The sequence below is a fragment of the Pseudomonas sp. MT3 genome (assembly GCF_054720805.1).
Genome location: NZ_JBTVPY010000016.1, coordinates 116,749 through 137,020, shown reverse-complemented (window position 1 = coordinate 137,020; position 20,272 = coordinate 116,749). Strand labels below are relative to the sequence as shown.

Sequence of the window (20,272 nt, the reverse complement as noted above, 5' to 3'; positions counted from 1 at the left end):
ATTTCCAGAGCTTGGAAAGTGTCTAGGAAAGCCGGGGCGATTCAGTATTATTTATTCCATCTTTCATAATCGTCACAAATGTCCCGTCCGGTTTTGTAACCACAACATCATCACCCTTTATTCGGAAGAAGACGTCACCTCTCGTACCACCGCTCCCTTGACCTGCAAATTTCCCAGGGATTACTTTTTCTGGGTTATTGCCAATATCTTGGATTTTATCAAGTACCATCTGCCGATCAGCAGGATTTTTAGCACTTCCACCGAAGTCTTCGACGTGCTTTCCTAGCTTCTTCCCTAATTGCCCTGAATCAACCTTGAATTGTGCATTCGCACCTACGCCACTTGTAGGCACAGTCGTGGAGCCAGGTTTAGGTAGCAGTTGGACCTCGCCTTTTGCACCAACAGTATCACCCGACGCGACTTTCCCTGTCGATGCGGCTGCAACCCAGACGCAGTGCGGCTTTCAGAGCATCGCACGGACGCAATTCTACCCCCGCCCGAAAAATCGCCCCGACGCGCCTTTCCTCCCGGCATCCGGGCTTGGGCAAGCCATATCCAAACCGATATAATTGCCTCAACCCTTGGCGCAACCAAAACCCATGATCGAGATCGAAGAAACAGCATCGGTGTGGCAGGCACTGGCCGACACGCCCGAGCAGGCCGCTAACCTGCAGGTACGGGCTGAGCTAATGCGCCACATTGGCGAGATTATCGCGGCAGCGGGGTGGACTCAGGTCGAGGCGGCCAGACAGTGCGGCGTAACTCAGCCGCGCATCAATGACCTGCTACGCGGCCGGGTTTCGCGCTTCTCGCTCGATGCCCTGGTGAACGTCGTCACGGCACTCGGTCGGCGGGCGCAGCTCGTTATCAGCCCGGATTGAGGCCGGGTGCTACTCAGGAGCCACACATGAGAAATGCAGAGCAATGGAAGGCTTTTGACCTGGCCGATTGGGCGCTCGATCTGCTGTTCGCTCATTACACCAGACTGATCTACCTGGAGCGGCAGAAGCCCGCGCCCGACGTGGCGCTGATCGCTCAGTGGCAGCAGGAGCAACGCACGCTGCACGATGAAAGCGATGCCTTGCGCATTGAGGATCAGGCCAACAGCGAGCGCGTTCTAAACACCTATGGCCCGCTGGCACGGGCGCTTAATCAGCCCGCCAACCCGGCGTGAGAGTTGTTCATCACGCCGGGTCGTGGGCGTTGTTCATCACCGTGGCGGGTGGCTCTGCTGGGCCTGCATGTAGCGGCGTAGCAGTTGGTTGATGCGCGTCTGGTAGCCCGCGCCCTGGCCCTTGAACCACTCCAGCACATCGGCATCGAGGCGGATGGTCACCGCCTGCTTCACCGGCACGCGCAGCTCGGCGCGACGAAAGAAATCATCGCCCAGCTCGGGCATGTCGCCGGTGTCGATGCCCTGGTCGTCCAGCTTGGCCAGGCGTTCCCAGTCAGTTTTCGATGCTTTCGACATAGCGTTTGGCCTCCTGTTTGGTGGCTTTTCGGGCGGAGATGATGCGAATCACATCGCCCCGCCGCTCGGTGTACACAACCACGCCGATCAGCACCTTGATCCAGCCGATGCTGATCCAGCGCTCTTCGCCGTAGTCCGCTCGCTCATCACGCAAGGCCAGCATCGGGTGCTGGAAGATGTCCGGCACGTCGTTGAAGTCGATGCCGTGCTTGCGGATGTTGGCCTGGTTCTTGGCCTCGTCCCATTCAAACCGCATGGGGCATCCTGTATTTACTTATGTACATACACAATACGCTCCTGAGTGAAAAAGCACAGCCCCTGGCGGTGCGGTGGCGCAGCCGCCGTGCCGCCAGGGACCAACAAGCGCAGCGCGTTAGGCTTTGGCTTTTCGACGCGTAGCGGCGGGCTGTTCGGGTTGCAAAGGGGGCACCCTTTGGCACGGGAGGTGTATACCTCCTTGGCGTGCCTGTCTTTTTCGCCGTTGCTTGAGGCCGCTGCGCGGCCTGTTTGGTGATTACGGCAGAGTGAAACAAATAGCCCCAGCAGTGCCGGGGCTATTTTTATTTCAGGTGAACTCTATCTTGCATTCTGACAGAGGGAATGAGCGTCCATCTGAGATAACAAATTGATCGCCTTCTATTCTAGCAAGAAGTAAACCAAGCCCCCTGGCCCCCTCTTCCATATCCTTCCGCCAGCCGGAAAGATCGCCGTGATATATGGCTGCATGAAAAAGCGGGCCATCGGGAGGTGTAACATCACACCCAGCCTCATTGATACCGCCACAAGTCGCATTAGGCGGCTCAGTAAAGCACGTTATATTCTTAAACTGCTTTCTAAACTTATTCTTCCCGTCATCGGAAAAATAAATAGCCTCACGAGTAGATGCGCCATCAGTTCCAGGAACAACCCTAGCATCTGCCCTTTCCAGCTTCCCACCGAGTATTACCTCCAGCTCTTCGAGTTTATCGCTCATAATGTAACCTCAATTTTTCACAGGAGTAATCACAAACTTGAAGTTTGTAACGCCTGCCTCTTTAAATATCTTCGAATACTGACTAGCAAGCTCTGGGCTATTCGTATGGTAAACAACGCCGCCTTCAAAGCCTGATGAATATTTCTTCGCTTGATCTACCATCTTGGATTGTTCTGCAACTGACCAAGGCTTCGAGCCTGAAGGGCTAGCCGGGTTCCGAATAGAACTCCCCCAATCCTCTACAAATTTAGCCTCAACAGCAGTTCGCTTCCCGTCAACAATCGTTACGTTGTCCGCGACGCCATTCACTCGCTTTCCATTTATGACTGTTGTGTACTGACGATCAGCATATGGAACACTTCCATATATATCCCGTACACCACCTTCATAGCTTTGCGCTTTATCGATGGCACGTTTGCCACTGACGGCCACGGGGCTGGTGGTTTCCAGCGCGCTTGCAGTTGCTTTTGCACCGAAGAAACAGCGTTACACTACGAGAGCTTCAAAAACTCCAACCCTTCACATTTAATAATTTCGGAGGGTATTTCCTTATAAACAAAAAGCTCATCGCCCAGATTAATAAAACTTAAACACTCAGAATTACCAAAGCGGAGCAGCACCCCAGCAACCGAGTCTTCAACAGAGGATAAAATCAATGAGACCGAATTCAATTCCTCCCCTACAACTGACGAAAAAGCCTCGTCACTTTCTAGTGGGAAAATCTTTTCCGCCCCAAACTCCCCTAAGTCGCACTCAGCAACAACATCAGAGCTATATGCTATAGACGAGCCATCAGGAGCACACTTTAAAGTCCCAAAATCTTTTCCATCAAATAAAAGAGCTACCGCTTGCGGATTGCCATTTTTTTTCGATTCAAATACATGAAACAACCCCCAAACAAGGAGCAATCGCAGCCCTATGCAACCAATCAACCAAGATTTAAACGCTTCGGATACCACGATCATTGTGGATTACCTTTCAGCGCATTTTTCACGGACGTATTATTTATTCCATCTTTCATAATCGTCACAAATGTCCCGTCCGGTTTTGTAACCACAACATCATCACCCTTTATTCGGAAGAAGACGTCACCTCTCGTACCACCGCTCCCTTGACCTGCAAATTCCCCAGGGATTACTTTTTCTGGGTTATTGCCAATATCTTGGATTTTATCAAGTACCATCTGCCGATCAGCAGGATTTTTAGCACTTCCACCGAAGTCTTCGACGTGCTTTCCTAGCTTCTTCCCTAATTGCCCTGAATCAACCTTGAATTGTGCATTCGCACCTACGCCACTTGTAGGCACAGTCGTGGAGCCAGGTTTAGGTAGCAGTTGGACCTCGCCTTTTGCACCAATGAATTAACTGAAGCGCCAATGCTACTCGTAAATCTTAGATGCAAGCAGTATTTTCGCAAATGTCTGCCAACTAGGAGTGAGGACGTCCTCATCTCCAGAGTTCGCAACATAAAAATTCATTGCTCTAACCCAAGCTTCCATGGCGTCCAAAAACCTTTCTAGCGTAGGATTTTCCCACTCACCTGGATTTGACTCTAAATCTTCCTTAAGCCCACAGATAAAATCTGCAAACTCTTCTCTTGTATTAATACTCTCAAGCATCTCATCTAAATCCATACATCACCTATTTGCAAATTCCACGAACACAAATTATAGAGCCGTTATTTGGCGTGGTCATTTTTCTCCCAATTTCTTTGGCTATTTCGGCCTCGGTAGCTGGAACAGTTTTAACTGGCACACCGGCAGCAGATGCAGCTAAAACCCGACGATTATCTAAAGTATAGATAAGTCCATCTTTCTCAAACACTCGAACGGCAGGCAAGTCGACAGGAGAAATTTTCCCAGATTTTAAATCATCAATCGTTGTTTGCAGAACCTTTCCATCCGCAAAACTATTCTTAACGCTATCTTGGGTAAATCGAATGTCTTTGGGATTTGCATATCCAGTCAAGTTATCTGGAAGTCCAGAAGGCATTTTCTGCCCAGAGCCACCAGTCGCTTTTGGACCTTGCGGAGCCGGCAGCTTACCCAATCCCTCAACCAGATCAGCAGCCTCAGCTACCTTACCTTCTTTGTAAAGAGCCTTCGCCTTGCCCAGTATCTTCGCGGCGCCGTCCCCAATGCCAGGCACAACACCTATTCCAGCCATCGCATAATCGAAGGGGTCCTGTGCCTCAACAAAGCTTTTGGCATCGCCATAACCCGGAATGAAATCCGAGCCAAAACTGACCATCGCTTCGGCCAGACGCTTGGAGTCAGCTGCCGTTATCGGGTTATTAACCGCCAGGTTGCTCTGCAGCTCCGCAGTGATGGTGTACGCCATCAACTGGGGATTCTGCCTAGCCTGTTCGGCCTGCTCCCAACCTTCGGCACTCCAACTGGCCTTCTGCAGACTTCTCGCTGCTTCAAGCGCTTCCTTGCGTAGCGCCGTGCAAGTCGCACCGTTGCCCCCTGGTGAGCACGCTGCGAGTAGCGCCAAGTCACGATTGCGGTCGAGCTGATTTAGCTCATCAACGCGGCCACAAGCAGTTGAGTCCCCGCCGTTGCATGCCTTCTTGGCCTCGAAGCGCTCCTGGTTCTCTTCGTGATTAAGGTAGTTGTACTGGACAGAATTCCTCGCCGCCCACGCGCCGGTATTGAGCTTGTCAGCGCTGGCTCCAGGGTCTGACACCGCCACACCAATCAGGCCCGTCAGTTGCGAGGCCATGGTCAACATGGCTTCGCGATTTTCTGGCGAATAGCCGCTGACCAGCTTGTCCAGATCGCTTACCAGCGCTTCGTTGAGCCCTGCACCGATGGCTCCAGCCGCGAAGCTGTCACCGCGCGCTTGGGCTGCAAGGCCACCCATCAGGGCATGCATCACCACCATCTGCGCGTCACCGGCACTCAGGCCGTTCGCCTTGCCGAAGTCGCCAATGGCATTGAAGCCCGCTGCGGCAAAGGTGTTGTAGAGGCTGTCCTTGAGTGCATCACCAAAGCTGCCGTCTTGCCCCAGGGTTTTGCTCAGGGCGGTGCTGGTGAGGTTCTGCATGGCCTGGTTGGCGGCGAAGCGACTGGCACCACTGACGGTGCTCAGGTCCACGTTCGAAACCTTAGTGGTGTCAATGTTGGTCTGAGTGTCGAGAACCTTGTCGAAGTACTTGGTGGCCAGGTACGCCGTGGCTGCCGCAATGGCGTAGCTCTTCAGGTTGTCGGAGCTGGCGGCATATTTCAGCCCCTGACCGAGGTCCCCTCCGTTGTTGATAGTGCCCACCGCGAGGTTGCTGGCCATCGGGCCATAGACGGGGCCGAGATAGGCCGCAGCCACGATGGCAATAGCCAGCGATGGAGCCGCTCCCAGGCTGTTATTGCTGTACTTGTAGGAGTCATGGAACTCCTTCACCGCCCGCCAATCCACATCCCCACGGGCTTCGGCGTCCTTGATCCACGCCAGGTTCGGATCGGCCTGCACCATCGCATCGATGGCCTGACTGACGGACTGCTGGTCGAGGTGCTTGTAGTCGATCTTCAGCCCGTCCACGGCCTTGATCGTCAGGTTGCCCTGGGCGATCAACTCGCTCTGCCGCACGGTTTCGTCGGTCTTGCCCTTGCCCTTGGCGCTGCTCCAGGCAAGGTCGCTGTTGCTCTTCTCGTGGCTCTCCTGGTGCAGGTCCTTCACCGCTTCGAAGGTGACTTCGCCGCCGCTGAGAATGGCGATGTCATTGCCCGCCTCCAGTTTGGCGCCCTGGTACTTCTGGTCGCCGCCGCTGAGCAGGGTGATGTCGGCGCCGGCGCTGATTTCGCTGCCCACAGCTTTGACGTCGGTGACTTCGTCACGCTGGGTCTTCTTCTTGCCCCAACTGCCCTTTTCTTTCTTGTCGTAAAGGCTGTAGTCGCTGTCGTTGGCGGCGAGCAGTTCGATCTTGTCGCCGGCCACCAGGTAGGCTTCATTGCCGGCGCCGATCTTGCTGCTGACGAGGGTGAGGTTTTCGCCCGCGCTGATCAGGACGTCGCCACCGGCGTTGACCTCGGAGGCCTGCTGGCCGACGTGGTCTTCCTGGGTGGTGATCTTCTTGCCGCCGCCCTTGTACTTGGCGTCGCTGTGTTCTTCGTTGGCGGCGGAGGCGAGGACTACGTCGCGCCCGGCGCTCATGGCGATGTCGCGGGCGGCGTCGATGCGGCTGGCGACGGCGCTGAGGTCGCGGCCGGCGTTGAGTTCGAGGTTGCCGCCAACCTGCACCTCGCTGCCGTGCTGGGTGACGCTGGTGACGTTGCCGGTGACGCGGCGGCTCTGGAAGTCGAAGCTATCGACCTCCTGCGCGGCCTCCAGGCGCAGGTCGCGTCCGGCGGTAAGGTCGGCATTGCCGCCGGCCTGGATGACACTGCCGGCGCTGATCAGGTCGCGGCCGGCGGTGATCTCCAGGTCGCCGCGGGCTTCGATGCGGGCGGCGTTGTTGGCGATTTCCTTGTGGATGCGGTGGGCGTCGTTGCTGGCGTCGACCGAGGTGATGCTGCGCTCGTTGATGACGTCGCCGGTCAGCGCGGTGAGGCTGACGTCGCGGCCGCTGATGATGCCGCCAGCCGCGTTGCGGATGCTGTCGACGGCCAGCAGGTCGAGGCGGTTGCCGGCTTCGATCAGACCGCTGTTGTTGATGTTGGTGGCGCTGGCGGCGAGGTCGCCGCTGGCGCGCAGGGTGCCCTGGTTGGTCAGGTTGCCGCCGCTGATCAGCGACAGGTCGTTGCCCATGATCAGGGCACCGTTGGCGGCCAGGCGGCCTTCGGCCTGGGCGAGGTAGAGCACCGGCACCAGGACCTTTTCACCGTTGATGGTGGCTTCTTCGAGCCAGACGATGTCGTGGGTCAGCGCGGCGACCTGCTCGGCGGAAAGGCCGACGCCCAATTGCAGCTGGAGGCTGTCCTTGTAGGCGATGGCGTTGTCCATCAGGTACTTGAACAGGGCTTCGTCGCTGGCCATGCCGTCGATGTAGCGCTGGCCGGTGCGGGCGACCACGGCCTGCTGGATCAGGCGCTGTTCGTAGAGGCCGTCGCCGAGGCGCTTCTGTGCCTTGTCCGGGTCGTAGCCGAGCTGGCCGAGCAGGTAGTCGGAGCCGAGGAAGCTCTTCAGGTTGGTCAGCTCAGGGTTGGTCTCGACCAGGTATTTGTGGCTGTTGTCCGGTGTGGCGCTGCTGGGCAGGCCCTGTACACGCGGGACGTTGAGGGCCGCGCCTGACTGGGCATCGGCGCTGGCGACGTTGCCAGCCGGGACGACACTGCCCGCGCCAGGCGCAGCGCCGTCGAGGCTCCGTTCGCGCTGCGCGGCGCTGATGCTCTGGCCGCTGAAACTGAGATCGCCCGCACCCTGCACTGTGCCGGTGCTGCCGCCGGTGCCGCCCTGGCCGCTGAGGCGGAAGAGGCCGTTTTCGCCCTGCGGCAGGCTGAAGCCCGGCAGGGTGACGGGGTTGACCTGCTTCTGCGCGAGGTCCGGCGGCAGTTGCGAGGTGATCGCAAGCTGGACGGTGGTGGCGCCGTTGGCAACACCGACGTCGCGCGGGCTGATGGTCTGCGCACCGGCGTCGCGCTTCACCACGCTGTTGTCGAAGCGTTCGCTGGCGTTGATCACCACATCGCCGGCGGCCTGGATCACCGCGGAGGCGGCGGGAGAGCCGGAGACCGCTACGTCGGAAGTAGTGATGTTGTAGAAGCCATCCGGGAAGCCACCGGAATCGAAGACTTGCTGGCGGGTCAGGCGGCCGGGATCGTAGTCCGGAGAGTTCGGGTCGTTGTAGCTGTTGTAGAGGTCCTTGTTGGCACGGAAGGCCCAGTACTCATTGTCGTTGCGGGTGTAGAACTCGGCGTTGTAGTGGCGCTCGACGCCGCCAGCGGCGCCCTGGTTGCGGAAGGTGGCCGTCTGGATGTCGATGTTTCCGCCCGAGCCAATACTGCTGTAGAGGTTGTCGAAGGAGCCGCCACGGAAGCGGAAGTCGCCGCCGGCGGTGATCGACGCCTGCGGCGCGTCCTTGAGAATGACGTCCTCGGAGCGCTCCTGGGATAGGAAGTGGACTTCGCAGCCCTTGCCATCGCAGACGTCGTCGTACTTGAACTGGATGCTGCCGGAAACAATGCGCTCGCCGATCTGGAAGTCGTCGGCACGGCGGTTGTCGAAATCCTGCACCAGCAGGGTCATGGCGCCGGCGCTTTCGAAGCTGCCAGAGATGTTCTGCACGCTGCTCGCCCAGCCTTCCTGGTCGTTGGCGGCGATGTGCAATGTGCCCAGGCTGTAGAGGTCGGCGTTGCGGTTGGTGAAATTCTGCGTACGCAACTGCATGTTGCCGCCGCTGAAGATCAGGCCGTTCTCGTTGAGCAGATTACCGGCGCCCAGATACAGATTGCCGGCGCTGCCGAGGGTACCGCGGTTGTTGAGGCTGGCGGCGCTGACGCGCAGGTCCTGGGTGGCGGTCAGGCGACCGCCGTTGTCGAGGGTGCCGCTGCTGTTGATGACTGTCGTCGCGCCACCGCCTCCAATGCTGCCGCTCTGGCCGATACCGATGTAGCCAGCGCCGAGGGACAGGCTGCCCAGGCTGCTCAGGCGGCCATCGGCGGTGTAGTTGCCGCTCAGATCGAGATCGAGCGTGCCATCGCTGGCGATCAGGCCGGCGTTGGCCCAGTTGCCGCCGCGGCCGATGAGGCTCTGCGCGGCCAGCAGCTGGCCGTACTGCCCCTGGTCGAGCTGACCGATGTCCAGGTTCAGGTTGCGCGCCTGGATGATGGCGTTGTTGGTCCAGCTGGCGGCCTGGTAGGTGAGGCTGCCGTTGGAGGTGAAGTTGCCGCCGGCAAGGCCGGCCTGGCCGAGGTCGACGCCGAAGGTGCCGGTGCCGACGTGCAGCACGTTGCCGCCGCCGTTCTGCAGGGCGCCGGTCTGCAGGATCAGGTCCTGGGTGGCGCCTTCGATGCGGCCGAGGTTGTTGTTGAGCAGGCCGCCGCTGACGATCTTCATCTGGCTGGGGCTGGCTGCGCGCATCAGGCTGGCGGGCGTCTGGCCCAGCGCGCGAATGGCGCCGACCACGTTGTTGATGCTGGCTGCGCCGAGGGTCAGGTTGCCGCTGCTTTCGATCAGTCCGAACTGGTTGTTCAGCGCGCCGTTCAGGCTGGCGTCGATACTACCGGCGCCGATCTTGCCGCCTTGGCCAAGTGCTGCGCCGTCGTTGAGCAGCTGGTTGCCGCGCAGGTAGAGCAGGTTGCCGGCGTAGAGGCCGCCGCCCTGGTTGTTCAGGTCGGTGGTGCTGATGCGGTTGTCGCCGCTGACCGCCGAGAGGTGGCCGGCGCGGTTGTCGATGCCGCCCGTGGCGGTGATATCGAGGCCCTTGGCCTGGGTGGTGCCGGCGTTGTTGCTGAAGGTGCCGGTGACCAGCTTGAGGTTGCCGTTGGCGGCATTGATGACACCGCCGTTGCTGTTGTCGAGGCTGGCGCTGCCCAGGTCGAGCTGGCCGGTCTGGCTGATGATGCGGCCGTTCTGGTTGCCGAGGGCGCCGGTTGTCTTGAGGGTGGTGTCGCCCTGGCCCTGCAGGGTGCCGCCGCCGTTGGCGATGCTGGCGGCGCTGAGGTTGAGCTGGCCGGCCTTGCTGAAGACCAGGCCGTCCTGGCCGTTGAGCAGTTCGGCGGTGAGTTGTAGGGTCAGGTCGTCCTGCGCGGCCACGGTGCCACTGACGCTGTTGTCGAAGCGCCCGGCGAGGACCTTGAGCAGCCCCTGGCTGGCGAGCTGGCCGCCACGGTTTTCCAGGCTGCCGACGCTCAGGTTGAGCGGGCCGCCGCTGGCGATTTTCGAGCCGGCGCCGTTGTTCAGCAGGGCGCCGAGCAGGCCCAGGCGCAGCGCGCCCTGGCTGACCAGGCTGCCGCCGCTGTTGTTCAGGCTGCTGGCGTCGTAGTCGACACGGGCGGCGCTGATCTGCCCGGCGCGGTTATCCACAGCCTTGGCGCTGCCAGTCAGGCCGCCCTGGGCACTGAGAAGGCCGCCGTTGCTGTTGTCCACGTCGCCGTCCACGGTCAGGCCGAGCCCGCCCTGGGTGGAAACGATGCCGCCGGCGTTGTTCAGGCTGCCGGCGCCGAGGCCGAGGTTGCCCTTGCTGACCAGCGCGCCGGCGCCGTGGTTGTCGAGCGCGCCGCTGACCGTCAGGGTCAGCGCGCCATCGCGGCTGGAGAGTGTGCCACTGCTGCTGTTGTCCAGGCTGGCGGCGTTGACCAGCAGGCCTTGCCAGCCGGAGAGCAGGCCTTGGCTTACGTTGCGCAGGGCGCCGGCGTTCAGTTCGAGCTGGCCGGCGCTGATGATCCGGCCGCTGTCGCCGTTGTCGAGCTGGCCGCTGGCCGTGAGCGCAAAGCCCTGGCTGGCGGAAATTTCCCCGCCACGGTTGTCGAGGTTGCCCAGGCCGTTGATCTGCAGGGCGCCGGTGGCGCTGAGCAGGCCGCCACGGTTGTCGAAGTCGCCGCGCTGGGCGCCGTTGCCCAGGTCGAGGGTGACCTTGCCTTCGCCGATCAGTGCGGCCTGGCGCTGGATCAGTTGGGCGACGATCAGGTGCAGGTCGCCCTTGGCGGAGATTTCCCCGCCGCCTGTGGATTCGAGCTTGCCGCCGCGCAGGGTCAGCGCGCCCTGGCTGGTGATCAGGCCACCGGGCTTGCCGGTGGCGCTGGCGCCGTTGAGGACGTTGCCGGCGCCGAGGTCGAGGCCCAGGGCACCGCTGATCACACCGTCGCGGTTGTCGAGGTCGGCGGTGCTGGCGTCGAGGCGGCCCTGGGCGAGCAGGCGGCCGTCGCGGTTGTCGGTGCTGCCGGTGGCCAGCAGCAGGTCGCCGGTGGCGGACAGCAGGCCACCCTGGTTGTTCAGGCTGGCGCTGCCGACATCGAGCTGGCCGCTGGCGACCAGTGCGCCGTCGCCGTGGTTGTCCAGCGCGCCCTGGCTGCGCACGAGCAGGTCGCCCCGGCTGGCGAGGGTGCCGCCCTGGCTGTTGTCCAGGCTGGCGGCGCTGACGCTGAGGCCGTTGGTTCCGGAGAGCACCCCGGCGTTGCTGTTGTTCAGCGCGCCGCTGGTGAGGGTCAGACGGTCGCCGGAGAGGATCTTGCCGTCCTGGTTGAGCAATGTCCCGGTAGTGAGGGCGAAGGCGCGGTCACTGGAGATTTCACCGCCCCGGTTGTCGAGACTGACGACGTTGCGCAACACCAGTTGGCCGGGGCTGCCGAGCAGGCCACCGGCGTTGTTCAGGGCGCCGCCCTGGAGGTCGAGGTCGACCCCGCCCTGGCCGATCAGTTGGCCGCCGCCGTGCTGGTCGAGGCCGGCAATCTGGCCATCGATCACACCGCGCGCGGACAGGCTGCCGCCCTGGCTGTTGTCCAGCTGGGCGGTGGCGAGGTGGATGGCGGCGTCGGTGACGATGCGGCCCTTCTGGCTGTTGTCGAGCTTCGCGCCTTGCAGGCGGATGTCGCCGGCGGCGCTGAGGAGACCGCCGGCGTTGTTCAGGTCGGCGCCGCCGAGGTCGATGCTGCCGTCGCTGAGCAGCTTGCCGCCGCTGTTGTCGAGCGCACCGGCGAGACGGGAGAACAGCAGGCCGGCACTGGAGACCGCGCCCCCACGGTTGTCGAGGCTGCCGGTATTGAGGGTCAGGCTGCCCTGGCTGAGCAAGGCGCCGTTAGCGCTGTTGTCGAGCGCGCCGGCCAGTTGCAGCCAGAGGCTGTTCTGGCTGTTCACCCGGCCGCCCTGGCTGTTGTCCAGGCTCTGCCCGGTGATGCTCAGGCCGTCGCGGCCGGCCAGGGTGCCGGCGCGGTTGGCGATGCGCTGCACCTGCAGGTCGAGGCCGGCGTCGCCGATGACCTTGCCGGCGCCGTTGTCCAGGCTGGCAGCCCGCACAGCGACCTTGGCACGGCTGGAGATTTCGCCGCCCTGGTTGAGCAGGTCGGTGCCTTTGACGCTGACGCCATTGTTGGCGGCGATGAGGCCGCCGTTACGGTTGTCGAGCTGCCCGGCTTCGAGGTTCAGCGCGCCCTGGGCGAGCAGTTCGCCGCCCTGCTGGCTGACGCTGTCGGCCTTGGCCTGCAGGTCACCCTTGGCATTCACGCTGCCCTGGGCGTTGTTCACCTGGCTGGCCGTCAGGCGCAGTGCCGCGCCGCTGTCGAGGGCGCCGCCCTGGCTGTTGTCCAACTGGTCGACGTCGATCTTCAGGTCGCCCAGGCTGCTGATCACACCCAACGCACTGTTGTTCAGGCTGGCCCCGGACAGGGTCACGCCAGCATCGCCGACCACCAACCCGCCCCGGTTGTCGAGGTTGCCGGCCTGCACGCCGAGCGCGCCCTTGGCCGAGAGCAGGCCATCGGCCTGGTTGTCGAGCGTGTGCTGCACGCGGGCCTGCAGGGTGCCGTTGCTGACCAGGGTGCCCTTGCCGCTGTTGTCGAGGCTGTCGAGGGTGAAGTCCAGCGACTGCTCGGCGGAGAACAGGCCCAGGCGGTTGTCCAGCGCGCCGCCGCTGACTTGCAGGCGGTTAGCCACGGCCTGGCCGTTGCGGTTGTCCAGACGCGCGGCGCTGAGGTTCAACTGGTCGCTGGCGAGCAGGCGGCCCTGGCGGTTGTCCAGGTTGGCGGCGCCGACGCGGGTGGTGGCGCCCTTGAGCGCGCCACCCTGGTTGTCCAGGGTGCCGCTGGCGTTGATATCGAGGTTGCGACTGGCGAGCACGCTGCCGCTGTTGCGCAGGTTTTGCGCGCTGATCGCCACATCGCCCTGGGCGTTGCGGCTGTTGTCCGGATTCACGCCGGCTTCGAGGATGCTGGTATTGGCCAACTGCGCAGCGGAAAGCTGAATGCGCGAGCCGGCAGCCAGTTGGCCCTGATTGGTCAGCGTTCCATTGGCATTCAGTTCGGCAGCACCGGCCGCATAGGTCGGGCCGGTGAGGGCGATGTCCTGGGCCTTGGCGCGCAGGTTGCCGGCGGCGCTGGTGCGGGCCAGGGTCAACTGGCCGTTGGCGTCGATCTGGATGTCGCCGCCGCTGGCGGCCATGTTGCCGGCGAGCTTTACCCCGACCCCCTGCTCGGTGCCCACCAGGCGGATGGCGCCGGCGTACATGCCGCCCAGCGCGGAGCTGTCGATGGCCAGTTGCGGCTTGGCGCTGCCGTCGTCGGCCTTGGCGGTGGCGGCGAGGGTCTCGGCGTCCACCTGGTTGCGGCCGGTCACCACGGCGAGTTGCTGTGCGTAGAGGTCGGCGTTGAGCCTGGCGCTGCGGGTGATCAGCTCGAACTGGTCGAGGTTGCTGGCATTCAGGCCGGCGCCTTCGACGCTGATCTCGCCGCCGTCGACGTCATAGCCGCGCAAGCGCTCGCCATCCATCAGCGGCTTGCCGGTGGTCAGGGTGGCGCGCGGGGTGTTGATGAAGCCGCAGCCGTTGCAGGTGATGCCGTGGGGGTTGGCGACGATGACGTGGGCGGCCTGCCCGGCCACTTCGGTGTAGCCGCGCAGCTGCGAGGGGTTGGCCCCGGTGACTTCGTTGAGGATCTTGTTGGCCGCGCCACCCTTGAGGTTCGGGTTGCCGACGATGATCCCGCCCAGTTGGGTGGACTGGGTCTTGCCGGTGGCGTTGTTGAGGATCAGGCCGTTCTGCCCGACGTTGTAGTCGCTGAACCTGTTGTGGGAGAGGCCCGCGCCGTTGGGCGTGGCGATGTTCACCACGGGCACGCCGTTGCCCGCCGCGCCCAGGTGCGTATTGCCACCGGCTGCCGCATCCACCGCCAGCTCGGCCGCTGCCGCGACGATGGGGTTGAGGATCAGGATGCCGGCAAGCACGCTGGCAATGGCCTGGTACAGCGGGTGGCGTACGTCCATGTGGGAATCTCCCAAGTGCCGGCAGATGCCAGCTACTAGCTAAAGAGCGAATCGGTTCAGAAGAAGAGGTCGACGCGGAAATACACCGGGTGCTCGCGTCGCTCGATGATGTCGGGGCGCTCCAGGGAGCGTGCCAGGGTCACGGAGGCGGCGGCGTACTGCCCGCGTGCGCTGAACTCCAGGCCATGGCCGCTCATGCGCCCGGAAAGGCCCGGGTTGTATTGGCCGTGCTCGATGACGCCGAAGTCGTAGGCATAGGCCACGCCGTACTCCTGCACCCAGGGCAGCAGCGGCTCCCAGGTCACGGCGCGGCGCCAGCGCAGCTGATTGCGCCAGTAGTAACCGGAGTCGCCGGAGAGGGTCTGGTCCTTGAAGCCGCGGATCGAACTGAGGCCGCCCAGGCTGATGCGCTGCGGGCTGTAGAGCACGTCTTCACTGTGCTGGCCGGTGGCGAGGCTTTCGAAGCTGAAGGCTTGCTCCCACAGCGTGAACGGCTGCAGGTAGCTCAGGGTCAGGCTGTACTTGTTGTAGCGGGCAGTGGGGCTACCGTGCGGGCGTCGTGGTCGTCGTCCTGCGCGCCGAAGGCGCCGACGCCGCGCTGCCAGCCGATGTCGGCGTTGACGAAGGCGCTGCCGACGCGCCGGCCGTGGTTGAAGCCCAGGCTGAATTCGCTGAGGTGGGTGCTGGAGACGTCGAGCAGGGTGTCGTCGATGTAGTTGCGCGTGCGCTGGTGGCTGAGGCCGAAATTCACCCCGGTCTTGCTCACGTCGTCGCGGAACAGTACGCGCTCGGCGCCCAGTTGATGGGTCTCGTTGTCGCCGTCGTACTTGAAGGCGAAGCCGGCGTCCTCGTTGCGGGTGCGGTAGTAGTTGCGGCTGTAGCTGTAGTTGAAGGTCCACCAGCCGTAGGGAACGCTGTACCACAGGCTCTGGTTGTCGGAGTGCTTCCAGTGGTCGCTGACCACATCCTCGCCGTAACGCAGGCCGAACTGGTCGGCCAGGCCCAGCGGGCTGTCCCAGTCCAGCCCGACACCGGCCTGCTGTTCACCGGAGGTCGAGTCGCCGTTGTTGTCGCGGCTGGCGGACACGCGCCAGGGCTTGCTGCGTTCACCCTTGAGCTGCACGCGGCTGCCGCCCACGTCCTTGCCCGGTATCAGTTCCATCTGCGCCTGGCGCGAGGGCAGGCGGTTGATCTGGTCGACCAGTTGTTCCAGGTCGCGCAGGTTGAGAATTTCGCCGGTGGCGCCGGGAAAGGTCATGGCCAGCTCGCGCTCGCTGGCCAGCTCCGATTGGTCGAAGCCTTCGAAGCGGCCCTCGACCACGATGATCTTCAGCTCGCCGCTGGAGAGGTCCTGCTGCGGCAGGTAGGCGCGGGTAGTGACGAAGCCGCGCGAGAGGTAGTGGTCGGTGATGCCCTTGAGCAGCTCGTTGAGCTGGTTCACGCCCAGGCATTGACCCTGGTACGGCGCCAGCAGCGCTTCGCGCGAACGCGCGTCGAGGTGCTCGGCACCTTCGAGGCTGATGCTGCGGATAGTGAAGCAACGGGTGTCGGGCGCGGTGGTCGGCGGCGCCTCGGCCGGTGCCTTGCCGGGGAGCTGCTGGAGCTCTTCCAGGCGCTGGCGCTGTTCGCGCAGCAGTTGTTCCTGGCGCTGGCGCTGGAGGTCGTTGTCACCCGGCGAGGGGAGTGGCGCGGCAAAGCTTGCCGAGGCACAGCAGAATGCCAGGAGAGGCATCCAGCCACGGTAGATAACGTGCATCCTTTCGATCCCTATCATCTGCCCAACCGGACAGCCCACCCCAAAAGGTCGATAGGATCATAAATGATACATGATACATGATACATGATACATGATACCCATAAGCCATCATCTTTTCAGGATGTAAGCATTTTCCCATTTTTATGGGAATTGACGCACAGGAGGGCTTCTCCTGCCCGCCCATCTGTCACGGCCTGGGCACCAACGCCGGCAGCAGTTGGCGGGAGATCGCCTCGCGCACCGCGGGCAGCAGCGTGGCGTTGCCGGCGAGCATTTCTTCCACCAGGCGGCGCAGGGCCATTGAGCGCTCCGGGGTCAGGGCGCGGACGGCGTATTCGCAGGCCTGCTCCGCAGTGACATCCGGCGGCACGGCGAAGCCCAGCGCTTGCAGGCGTTCGCGGAAATCGTCCTGGTCGATCAGGTCGGCATGCATCATGGCGGTTCTCCTGGGAGCGGCTCGGGTTTCCATCGATTCTGGTAAGCCCGGCGAAGGGCGGCAAGCGCCCGGCCGACGGAATGTCCGCAACGGGCACGCACAGGTCGTTTTCGGCTAATCGCACGGGCAATCCGCCAGGCAGACTGCGATCCATACAGAACCTGCAAGCCTCACCGGCCCAGGCTTCACGCACACCGAGAGCCCGACACCGGCTCGCTTTGTCCCCTGTCACGCGTCGGGCGTCCCAGGGGATTTTTTTCGCTCGGCGCTGAGGCGATGTGCCGTTGGAGGCGTTCGCCGGATTTATGTTCGGTCAAGCGCTGCCCTAGCGCCCGAGAAAGCCCCGCAACGCCTGGAAAATCGCGCGGTACAGGGCTTCCACCTCTTCCACGCCGCGAGCGCGCAGGCAGGCGTGTACCAGTCCGGCGCCGGCGAAATAATCCACCGCCACGCCGGCTTCACCCAGGCGGTCGCGGTACAGCGCGCCGTCGTCGCGCAGGGGATCGGATTCGGCGACGGCGATGAAGGCCGGCGGCAGCCCGCGCAGGTCCGGCGCCAGCAGTGGCAGCGCGAGCGGGTCCTGCCAGTCGGCGGGGCGGGAAAGGTAGGCCGCCAGGTAGCGGCCAACGTCGGCGCTGGACAGCAACGGCGCATCAACGCAGCTTGTGCGCGACGGTGTGTCGGCATTGCCCAGGGCGGGATAGATCAGCGCCTGCCCCCGCGGCAGCGTCTCGCCCGCATCGCGCAGGGCGAGGCAGAGCGCGGCGCTGAGGTTGCCGCCGGCGCTGTCGCCAGCCACCAGCAGGCGGCGGTTATCCACAGGCTCGCCCAAACCGCCGGCGAGCAGTTGCCGCCACACCGCCAGGCAGTCGTGCAGGGCGGCGGGATACGGATGTTCCGGCGCCAGCCGGTAGCTGACGGAGACCACCAGGGCGCCCAGCTCGGCAGCCAATTCCGCGCAGATCATGTCGTGGGTGCGCGCATTGCCCAGTATCCAGCCGCCGCCGTGCAGGTAGAGCAGGGCCGGCCAGCCTGCCGCCGGGGGCGATCCGTCGGGCCGGTAGAGGCGCAGGACGACCAGCCCCTCGGGTTGCACATCGCGGATCAGCACGCCCACTGGAGGCGGCGGGGCGAAGGCAACGGCCATGCGTTCATAGCCGTCACGCTGGGCGGCGAGGGAGGGGTCGGCCACGGCAAAGGCTTCCGTCCGGGCGATGAAGGCCTGCATGGCGTCGGACAGCGGATAGCGGTGCGTCATCGACGTTCGACCGGCAGGCCGATGGTGCGCCCGACGTAGTCCGGGCGCGGCAACGAGCGATGGGCTTCGGCCAGCGCCAGCACGCGCTCCAGCACCAGGCCTTCGAAGGGCGCCGAGCGCGCGCCGCCTTCGAGGTTCACATGCAGCAGCATCTGCTCGCTGGCGGCCAGGGCGAGGTCTTCGTTGGCGCGGTGCAGGCTGTGGAAAACCTGCAGGCGCTTGCGGTCGTGGGCGATCAGCTGGGTGCGCACTTCAACTTTCTCGCCTTCCTTCACCTCGTGCAGGTAGTTGAGGTGCACTTCGAGGGTGAACAGCGAGTCGTTGGTCGCCGCGCGGTGTTCGGCGTCGAGGCCGAGGTGGTCCATCAGTGCGTCGGTGGCATGGCTGAACAGCAGCAGGTAGAAGGCATCGCGCAGGTGGCCGTTGTAGTCGGTCCACTCGACGAGGATGGGGGTTTCCCAGGTTTTCAGGGCGTGCATGGTTTCGCGTCCGTGAGGCCCTCACCCCAACCCTCTCCCGGAGGGAGAGGGGGCGGTTCGGAGCGGGTGGTGAACCGTGAGGTTAGTCGGCGAAGGCGAAGCCGTGTTCCGACTTGGTGTCCCTGATGGCGCCAAGCACCGCCAGCAGGCAGTCGTCGCGGTAGCGTTCCAGCTCGGCGATGCTGCGGCTGCCCTGCTGCTCGGCGGTGCCTTCCACCACGCGGTCGATCAGGGTGTCGGTCAGCTCGGGGGCCGGCAGGTAGGTCCAGGGCAATTGCAGCGCCGGGCCGAACTGCGCCATGAAGTGGCGCATCCCGGCATTGCCGCCGGCCAGGGTGTAGGTGAGGAAGGTGCCCATGAAGGACCAGCGCAGGCCGGCGCCGAAGCGGATCGCGTCGTCGATCTCGCCGGTGCTGGCGACGCCGTCGTTGACCAGGTGCAGGGCTTCGCGCCAGAGGGCTTCGAGCAGGCGGTCGGCGATGAAGCCGGGCACTTCCTTGCGCACGTGCAGCGGGCGCATGCCGAGGGATTCGTAGACCTGGATGGCGGCCTGGATGGCTTCCGGCGCGGTCTTCGCGCCGCCCACCACTTCCACCAGCGGCAGCAGGTAGACCGGGTTGAACGGGTGGCCGACCACGCAGCGCTCGGGGTGCGTGGCGTCGGCGTAGAACTCGCTGGGCAGCAGGCCCGAGGTGCTGGAGCCGATCAGGGCGTTGGGCTTGGCGGCGGCACTGATCCTGGCGTGCAGCTCGCATTTCAGGTCGAGGCGTTCGGGGGCGCTTTCCTGGATGAAGTCGGCGTCGCGCACGCACTCCTCGACGGTGGCGACGAAGCGCAGGCGATCGGGCGACGCGCCGGGGGCGAGGCCGGCCTTTTCCAGCGCCGGCCAGGCGTTGGCGATGCGCGCGCGCAGCGCGGCTTCGGCGCCGGGAGCCGGGTCCCAGGCGACGACGTCGAGGCCGTGGGCCAGGGCGCGGGCGACCCAGCCGCTGCCGATGACGCCGCTGCCGAGGGCGGCGAAGGTCTTGATGTGGGTGATGAAGGACATGGAAGGCGCTCCAACGAATAGGGGCATGGGCTTTTCGTAGGAGCGGGCTTGCTTGCGAACAGGGTCCGCAGCGGGGCTGGTTCGCGAGCAAGCTCGCTCCTACAGTTCAGGATCAACGGGCCTTGAGGTTCATCTTCCTGCGCCCCTCGGCCGGGCTCAGGGCGCGGCCGCCCAGGCGCTCGATGATCTCGATGGCGCGCTCCACCAGTTGGCCGTTGCTGGCGTGCACGCCACGGTCGAGCCAGATGTTGTCCTCCAGGCCGACCCGCACGTTGCCGCCCAGCAGCATGGCCTGGGCGACCATCGGCATCTGCGAGCGTCCGATGCCGAAGCCGGCCCAGGTGAGGCCTGGCGGCAGGTTGTCGGCCATCGCCTTCATGGTGGTGGTGTCGGCCGGCGCGCCCCACGGAATCCCCAGGCAGATCTGGATCAACGGGTCCTCCAGCAAGCCCTCCTTGAGCATCTGCTTGGCGAACCAGAGGTGTCCGGTGTCGAAGATTTCCAGCTCGGCCTTCACCCCCAGCTCGGTGATGCGCCTGGCGCCGGCACGCAGTTGGGCCGGGGTGGAGACGTAGATGAAGTCACCGTCGCCGAAGTTCAGGGTGCCGCAGTCCAGGGTGCAGATTTCCGGCAGCAACGCCTCGACGTGGGCCAGGCGCTCGATCGGACCGACCAGGTCGGTGCCGGCGCCGAACTCCAACGGCCGCTCGCCCTTGCCGATCTGCAGGTCGCCACCCATGCCGGCGGTGAGGTTGATAATGACGTCGGTGTCGCTCTCGCGGATGCGCTCGACCACTTCGCGGTAGAGGTTCACGTCGCGGCTGGGCTTGCCGGTCTGCGGGTCGCGCACGTGGCAGTGGGCGACGGTGGCGCCGGCTTTGGCGGCCTCGATGGCGGCGGCGGCGATTTCCTTGGGCGTGACGGGAATGGCCGGGTGCTTGCCGACGGTGTCGCCGGCGCCGGTCACTGCGCAGGTGACGATGACTTCGTAGTTCACGGTGGCAC

At 63.6% G+C, this 20,272-nt stretch carries 16 protein-coding genes and 1 pseudogene; 2 read left to right on the top strand and 15 right to left on the bottom strand.

Annotation, left to right across the window (positions count from 1 at the left end; all coding sequences use genetic code 11):
- Positions 1–22: 22 nt before the first annotated feature.
- A complete protein-coding gene (locus ACYCAX_RS17760; protein ID WP_460248505.1) occupies positions 23–352 on the bottom strand; it encodes a hypothetical protein in 330 nt (109 codons plus the stop codon).
- 247 nt (positions 353–599) lie between these two features.
- Here ACYCAX_RS17760 and ACYCAX_RS17755 point away from each other — a divergent pair, with 247 nt between their 5' ends.
- Together ACYCAX_RS17755 and ACYCAX_RS17750 are read left to right on the top strand one after the other, a co-directional pair.
- Positions 600–881 (top strand): helix-turn-helix domain-containing protein, encoded by a 282-nt coding sequence (locus tag ACYCAX_RS17755; protein WP_460248504.1) that lies wholly within the window; start codon positions 600–602, stop codon positions 879–881.
- Positions 882–907: 26 nt separating this feature from the next.
- Positions 908–1,174 (top strand): hypothetical protein, encoded by a 267-nt coding sequence (locus tag ACYCAX_RS17750; protein ID WP_460248503.1) that lies wholly within the window; start codon positions 908–910, stop codon positions 1,172–1,174.
- A gap of 36 nt (positions 1,175–1,210) precedes the next feature.
- On the opposite strand, the gene ACYCAX_RS17745 is transcribed toward ACYCAX_RS17750, so the two are convergent.
- The 14 genes and pseudogenes from ACYCAX_RS17745 to ACYCAX_RS17680 form a co-directional block, all read right to left on the bottom strand.
- Positions 1,211–1,471 (bottom strand): BrnA antitoxin family protein, encoded by a 261-nt coding sequence (locus tag ACYCAX_RS17745; protein WP_460248502.1) that lies wholly within the window; start codon positions 1,469–1,471, stop codon positions 1,211–1,213.
- Positions 1,449–1,727, bottom strand: coding sequence for a BrnT family toxin (locus tag ACYCAX_RS17740; protein WP_460248501.1), 279 nt, complete (start codon positions 1,725–1,727; stop codon positions 1,449–1,451). Before ACYCAX_RS17740 ends, ACYCAX_RS17745 begins: the two co-directional genes overlap by 23 nt.
- Positions 1,728–2,036: 309 nt before the next feature.
- Positions 2,037–2,444 carry a hypothetical protein gene (locus tag ACYCAX_RS17735; RefSeq protein ID WP_460248500.1) on the bottom strand — a complete coding sequence of 136 codons (408 nt, stop codon included), beginning with the start codon at positions 2,442–2,444 and terminating at the stop codon, positions 2,037–2,039.
- Positions 2,445–2,453: 9 nt separating this feature from the next.
- Positions 2,454–2,876 (bottom strand): hypothetical protein, encoded by a 423-nt coding sequence (locus ACYCAX_RS17730; RefSeq protein ID WP_460248499.1) that lies wholly within the window; start codon positions 2,874–2,876, stop codon positions 2,454–2,456.
- Positions 2,877–2,935: 59 nt separating this feature from the next.
- Positions 2,936–3,409: a hypothetical protein gene (locus ACYCAX_RS17725; RefSeq protein WP_071534080.1), complete on the bottom strand. Its 474-nt coding sequence runs from the start codon at positions 3,407–3,409 to the stop codon at positions 2,936–2,938.
- On the bottom strand, positions 3,406–3,750 hold the full coding sequence (locus ACYCAX_RS17720; protein ID WP_460248498.1) for a hypothetical protein: 345 nt from the start codon (positions 3,748–3,750) through the stop codon (positions 3,406–3,408). Before ACYCAX_RS17720 ends, ACYCAX_RS17725 begins: the two co-directional genes overlap by 4 nt.
- Before the next feature lie 72 nt (positions 3,751–3,822).
- On the bottom strand, positions 3,823–4,077 hold the full coding sequence (locus tag ACYCAX_RS17715; protein WP_460248497.1) for a DUF7660 family protein: 255 nt from the start codon (positions 4,075–4,077) through the stop codon (positions 3,823–3,825).
- A 7-nt stretch (positions 4,078–4,084) separates the two neighbouring features.
- Positions 4,085–14,290 (bottom strand): two-partner secretion domain-containing protein, encoded by a 10,206-nt coding sequence (locus tag ACYCAX_RS17710; protein ID WP_460248496.1) that lies wholly within the window; start codon positions 14,288–14,290, stop codon positions 4,085–4,087.
- Between the two features lie 56 nt (positions 14,291–14,346).
- Positions 14,347–16,046, bottom strand: a pseudogene (locus ACYCAX_RS17705) (ShlB/FhaC/HecB family hemolysin secretion/activation protein).
- Between the two features lie 187 nt (positions 16,047–16,233).
- Positions 16,234–16,482 carry a hypothetical protein gene (locus tag ACYCAX_RS17700; protein ID WP_015479731.1) on the bottom strand — a complete coding sequence of 83 codons (249 nt, stop codon included), beginning with the start codon at positions 16,480–16,482 and terminating at the stop codon, positions 16,234–16,236.
- Positions 16,483–16,807: 325 nt separating this feature from the next.
- Positions 16,808–17,740, bottom strand: coding sequence for an alpha/beta hydrolase (locus ACYCAX_RS17695; protein WP_460248495.1), 933 nt, complete (start codon positions 17,738–17,740; stop codon positions 16,808–16,810).
- Complete coding sequence (locus ACYCAX_RS17690; RefSeq protein ID WP_460248494.1) at positions 17,737–18,219, bottom strand: thioesterase family protein; 483 nt, start codon at positions 18,217–18,219, stop codon at positions 17,737–17,739. The genes ACYCAX_RS17695 and ACYCAX_RS17690 overlap by 4 nt, the downstream gene beginning before the upstream one ends.
- Before the next feature lie 82 nt (positions 18,220–18,301).
- Positions 18,302–19,267 (bottom strand): L-carnitine dehydrogenase, encoded by a 966-nt coding sequence (locus tag ACYCAX_RS17685; RefSeq protein ID WP_294973896.1) that lies wholly within the window; start codon positions 19,265–19,267, stop codon positions 18,302–18,304.
- Positions 19,268–19,379: 112 nt separating this feature from the next.
- Entirely contained in the window at positions 19,380–20,264 is an 885-nt protein-coding gene (locus ACYCAX_RS17680) for a beta-keto acid cleavage family enzyme (protein WP_460248493.1), read from the bottom strand.
- Between the last annotated feature and the right edge of the window lie 8 nt (positions 20,265–20,272).